The 4,647-nt window shown below is 54.9% G+C and carries 4 protein-coding genes and 2 pseudogenes; 1 reads left to right on the forward strand and 5 read right to left on the reverse strand.

The genetic code is table 11. The features are described from left to right. Positions 1–124: 124 nt before the first annotated feature. A complete protein-coding gene (locus ATY29_RS33390) occupies positions 125–406 on the forward strand; it encodes a DUF982 domain-containing protein (protein WP_097537523.1) in 282 nt (93 codons plus the stop codon). Between the two features lie 119 nt (positions 407–525). Here the strand turns inward: ATY29_RS33390 and ATY29_RS33395 are convergent, their stop codons facing one another. The 5 genes and pseudogenes from ATY29_RS33395 to ATY29_RS33415 all read right to left on the reverse strand — a co-directional run bounded on the left by ATY29_RS33395 (position 526) and on the right by ATY29_RS33415 (position 4,424). Then, positions 526–813 (reverse strand): DUF1236 domain-containing protein, encoded by a 288-nt coding sequence (locus ATY29_RS33395; RefSeq protein WP_003565315.1) that lies wholly within the window; start codon positions 811–813, stop codon positions 526–528. 94 nt (positions 814–907) lie between these two features. Further along, positions 908–1,135: a hypothetical protein gene (locus tag ATY29_RS33400; protein WP_097537524.1), complete on the reverse strand. Its 228-nt coding sequence runs from the start codon at positions 1,133–1,135 to the stop codon at positions 908–910. A gap of 1,390 nt (positions 1,136–2,525) precedes the next feature. After that, a pseudogene (locus tag ATY29_RS33405) lies at positions 2,526–3,358 on the reverse strand (septal ring lytic transglycosylase RlpA family protein); the annotation flags it as partial. Between the two features lie 339 nt (positions 3,359–3,697). Further along, positions 3,698–3,892, reverse strand: a pseudogene (locus ATY29_RS33410) (L,D-transpeptidase); the annotation flags it as partial. Positions 3,893–4,004: 112 nt separating this feature from the next. Further along, positions 4,005–4,424: a hypothetical protein gene (locus ATY29_RS33415; protein ID WP_097537525.1), complete on the reverse strand. Its 420-nt coding sequence runs from the start codon at positions 4,422–4,424 to the stop codon at positions 4,005–4,007. Between the last annotated feature and the right edge of the window lie 223 nt (positions 4,425–4,647).

Below are 4,647 nucleotides of genomic sequence, written 5' to 3' on the forward strand. Positions count from 1 at the left end.
CTGATCCTTGTTGAAAGGACATCAGGGAGGTTTTAGCCATGTTGCTGAACTCCAGTCAGAACCTCCCTGATGAAGCGTTGTCGATCCATGTCGGGCGCTTCTTGGGCATAAAGGGCGGCTATTAATGCAAACGGTTGGTATCGTGGATTGGCATGGAAGCGAAGATTTCGCCCCTCTTATGCTTGTGATGAGCGGTCAGGAAAAGCATAGGCTGATCCGATCACTTGGCGAGGTTGCCGAGGCCCTTGTCGCCGCATGGACGGCAGACGACGGCAGGGAATATATTGCGGCCGTAAAAACCTGCCTGGATGCCATTCAAGGCAATATCCCCGCAAAGACAGCGCGTGACGCGCTCATTCGCGCGGCGGAGGAAGCCGGAATTCCCGTGATTGCCGCCGTCCACTGACGAGATGCCGCAGACCATATCTGTCAGTCGGGGCCGTTCGGCCGTGGCTTGGCTTATCTTCCAGATGGGCCTGCGCAGAGAACTCGCGGGCCTTGGAAGAGGCCCGCGGTTCTTTCAACTTATTCGACGACCTCAATGACTGCGCGGGTCTTCGGATTGACGAGCACACGCTTTTTGTTGACGACCACATAACCGTAATCAGGTTGATCGGGGATTGTGTGGATCTCGACTGTATCAGGAAGCGCCGTGCCGACTGCAACGTCACCTTCAAACATGACGGATGGCGTTTCCTGTTTGAGGACGTAGGTTTTGACCTCGCCAGGAACGACGACCGTCGTAGTCTGCGCGACCGCCGCTCCCCCGAGTGTCAAAAACAGCGATGCGGCAGAGATGAGCAGTATTTTCATGTTATCCTCCAGGACCTTGAGTGTCCGGGCACAACGCTGCCGATAAGCTATCGTTCCGCCCTACACGAAATGCCTGCGGGCATGTTCGGAATACTCATGTCTGCCTTTGTTTGTTGGCAACCCGCGCGAGTAACTGTTCCAAGCTGTCTTCGTTCGTGACGCCATGCTGATAGAAATAAATTATCTGGGTTGCGAGCTCGTCGCAGGCGTCGCCGCCCGTTATGTGTCCGGTCGCGCAGATATGATCGAAGACCCTTTTGCAGATCACAATATCTTCGTTCTGCAATGGTGCATCGATCGCAGCGAAATGATCTCTGGTCATGGTGAACACCCCCAAGAAGATGCGTCAGTTTCTACCATCGAGCCTGAACGCAGGATGAAGGCGCCCACGCCAGTCTGTATGGTAACGCGCAGCCCCCGCCTAACGTATGGCGTAGTAGAGCTGTGCTTCACGTTGTTCATCTAGCGTCGGAACGCGAGTTTCAACCAATAGAAATTTCGTGCCACGCCGTCGCATGACTATGCCGCCAAGGTTTCCATTTTCTTCGGAAGGGAAAGGCGTCCATTCATTCGAACAATTCATCCAGGAAAGCCACGCGAAAAGTTTCAAAGCGAATTATCTCCGATGATTTGGGCGTCTTCGCTGACTTGTTCGCAAGTGAATATCCCAGCACGTCGAAATGATCGAAATAGCGCCAAAAGACAATCGTGATTTTTTGGGAGATTTTCCGTGAGCGCCAGATCTTTATTGGGGAGCCACGAGTAAAGTATATCCTGCCCAATGCGCGCAGCCGCTTATTCCAAGAACTCAAAATCCCATCTTTGGAAAGTTCAAGCGGATAGGGATCCCAAAAGTCGATTTCTCCCCCAAGGTATAGGAGGGATTTATCGCAATTACCTTCCAATGGTGCGTAAGTTCTAAAAACGGGCAAACAGCAGTTTATGGTTGCACCACCATTTTGGGGGTGCCGCAATAGAGAAGCCACCATTTTGGTGGTGTCAGGCTGTCGAACTTGTCACTCGGCGGCTTATCCATGTCTGCGGCCCTCCGGCGCGCCTCCAATAGCGATCCCCTTGCAAATTTTGTATGTTTACATCACGGTCTTCACATCGGCCTAGATCGCCTACGCAACCCCGCGCATCGCGCGAAGACTGAGCCGCAGCCCGGCGCCGACCGGCCATTTTCTGGACAACGCGGCAAGCCCTGCCGAAAATTTGGCAGATCAGGCGATCTGCCATGCTCAATATCTCAAAAAACTTGGCGTTAGACGAGCGTTTGGCTGCAAAAGCGCTCAATTGTCGCGCACGACCCTGCGATGCGCAGCCACCCCGGACTTAGCATTCGATTCTGCTCTGTGGCGGTGGAATTGCTATATCGATTTTACAACCACGGCTTTGGCGTCGGAGGCATGCGGATCGCGATCATGGGCTCGGGCGCTTCGGCGGTTATCTTGGCACTATCGCCGCAGGTGGGCATGTCTCGTGACGGCTTCTTGCGCACTCTGGGGAAGAACCATTGCTGTTCCTCGCCGGCGGTGGCCTCTTAGTCGAGAGCGGCGTCGCTTTACGGAGACAACCACCGTCAGACGCACATTGCGTTTGACGCCCGGTAACGGGAGAGCCTGAACCTCGCAGGAGCCGCGCTCACCGTCATCACTATCCTTGTTCAAGCAGTATTTTTGTGGCGGCATCGATGGAGCGAATTCGGGCGTCCGCTCAAAGGTAGTAGTGCCGATCTCAGGTAACATCACGAATTGCCCGAATGTCTGAAACGCCGCCGCGGCGATTGCCCCCGGCTGGTAGGAGGCGCTCATCGCCTTGATGGCAGGGTTCGCCCGTGACGACGAGAAGAACTTGCTGTGGCTCCCCAAATGATCGCCGGTCGATTGGTTCGAGGCTACCGTCACGTCGGGCTCTGGTTTGATGTCCCTGAGACGATCACCCTTCGTGACGTAAGAAGCCATAAGAAAAGGCATATCATGTCCGTCCGAGCCGGCGCGGCCTACATACTGGACCCGAACATAGGCCGTGCCATGGTGCTTCAGGTCCAGCAAATCTGCCGCCTTGCTGGAAACGTCGATGATGCGGCCCCTATGGTAGGGACCGCGATCGTTAACACGCACGATGAGCGAAGAACCGTTTTCAAGATTGGTCACCCTCACGTAGCTGGGCAAAGGGAGGGTGGGATGCGCGGCGGAAAGGTGATCCCTGTCGTAAACTTCGCCGTTTGCAGTCAAGCGACCATGAAACGCTGAGCCGTACCAGGAAGCGACACCATTCCTGTCGTAACTCGGGTCCTCCTTCGGTGAGTAAGTTTGCCCTTCACCACGTAGGGCTTGCCGACGGTATAACGGCCACCACCCTTGCGAATATTCCTGCCGTGGGCGTGTCGCGGGCTCGTCTTCACACCGTAAACCTTCTGAGAAACATATCCTTTGCTGCGATACGTGTTCGGTGTTTGTGTGGTCGTACAGGCACAGCATGCGCAGACGGCCATGATCGCCAGCCATCGCAAGCCCTTTGCAGCACTTAAATCAATAGCCATCCGTTCATCGTTGACAACAGTCTTCCATGTATCCGCGCCATGCGTCGATACAAACGCTCATCCCGGCCGCGCAGAAGTTTGCTACGCGTGGGGTCGAGAGCCAGACGGAATAGCCGCCCGAGCGCACTTCGATGCGCTACTACCTTCTGGGATTGTGCCGTCAATTCGCTCCATCCCTGAGATAATTGTGAAATCTGGCCTGAGGCCAATAGTTCCATGGGGACATGCGATTTTACGCCGTGCTTTGCCAGGTAGCTGAACCGGCTAAACTAACTAAAGCTAGCCTAGCGCCAGCTGCAGCTTGGAGAGGGGGTCAGCTGGGGGCTCCACCCGATCCGATCACCGCTGGACGATCACTTGTGTCCCCGGCTGGACCAGATTGTAAAGTTCCTCGACGTCCTCGCGGTACATCCGAAAGCATCCGCTCGACGCATTGGTGCCGATGGAGGAGGGGTCGTTGGTTCCGTGGATGCGGAGCAAACCGTCGGCAAGGTAGATGGCGCGGGTTCCAAGCGGATTTGCGGGGCCGGGTTTTGTGCCCAGCGCTGAGCAAACAACAGGAACTCTTACGCCTGCAAACTAAAAAGATTTCCACGTTTCGGTGGAAATCGATATGACCTGCAAATTTTGTAACTGGAACAGCAACTTAGATCGTCTCATGATGTAGCGGAGATTTCCACACCTTCATGTTTCGTCTTCGTCGGTTTGCCCTCAAAAATTCCACGCCATCGGATGTCGGGCTTGCGCGAAATGGAGTGTGTGCAACGACATTTCGAGTTTCGCCTAACTTTCTTGCCCTTATGGCGAGAGCATCAAATCGTTTCGCTTCGACAGGGTCCAAAATTGTTATTCTAACGAGGGTACGAAGGGTCTTAATTTTTTCGTCGAACGCCATGTTTCGAGTTACGACAACTTGCTGCAGGCTCTGTAGCTCAAGGACGTTGCCGAGCGCCGTGTTGATCCCGGCTTCGAGCAGCGCGAAGTGGCTCATGAAACGGCCAACTAATGCAAATGCCCTGGTTTCATGGTCCAGACCGAGCAGGGTATCTTTTGAGGTTGCGTCCATTACCGAACTTTCCTTTGAAACGTCGCGGCATCGTAGACTCCGCAAAAGCGCGTCAGGCACGGTGTTGACGCCGCCACTGCAGTTCGTCGATTGCTCCATTGAGGCGCGGGCCTGGCTCCGGGCGATGGAGTATAGCGCGGCGATCAGGATGAGACGCGCATTGCCTCGCCTGAACTGCTCCCTGAGAATGGGTTATTGCCTCATCTAAATTGCTCCCGACGAA

The sequence above is a fragment of the Rhizobium hidalgonense genome (genome assembly GCF_002914525.1).
Lineage (GTDB): Bacteria > Pseudomonadota > Alphaproteobacteria > Rhizobiales > Rhizobiaceae > Rhizobium > Rhizobium hidalgonense.

Excerpts from the sequence above, each read along its gene's own strand:
- ATY29_RS33390 (WP_097537523.1), top strand. The coding sequence starts at position 125 with ATGCAAACGGTTGGTATCGTGGATTGGCATGGAAGCGAAGATTTCGCC.
- ATY29_RS33395 (WP_003565315.1), bottom strand. The coding sequence starts at position 813 with ATGAAAATACTGCTCATCTCTGCCGCATCGCTGTTTTTGACACTCGGG.
- ATY29_RS33400 (WP_097537524.1), bottom strand. The coding sequence starts at position 1,135 with ATGACCAGAGATCATTTCGCTGCGATCGATGCACCATTGCAGAACGAA.
- ATY29_RS33415 (WP_097537525.1), bottom strand. The coding sequence starts at position 4,424 with ATGGACGCAACCTCAAAAGATACCCTGCTCGGTCTGGACCATGAAACC.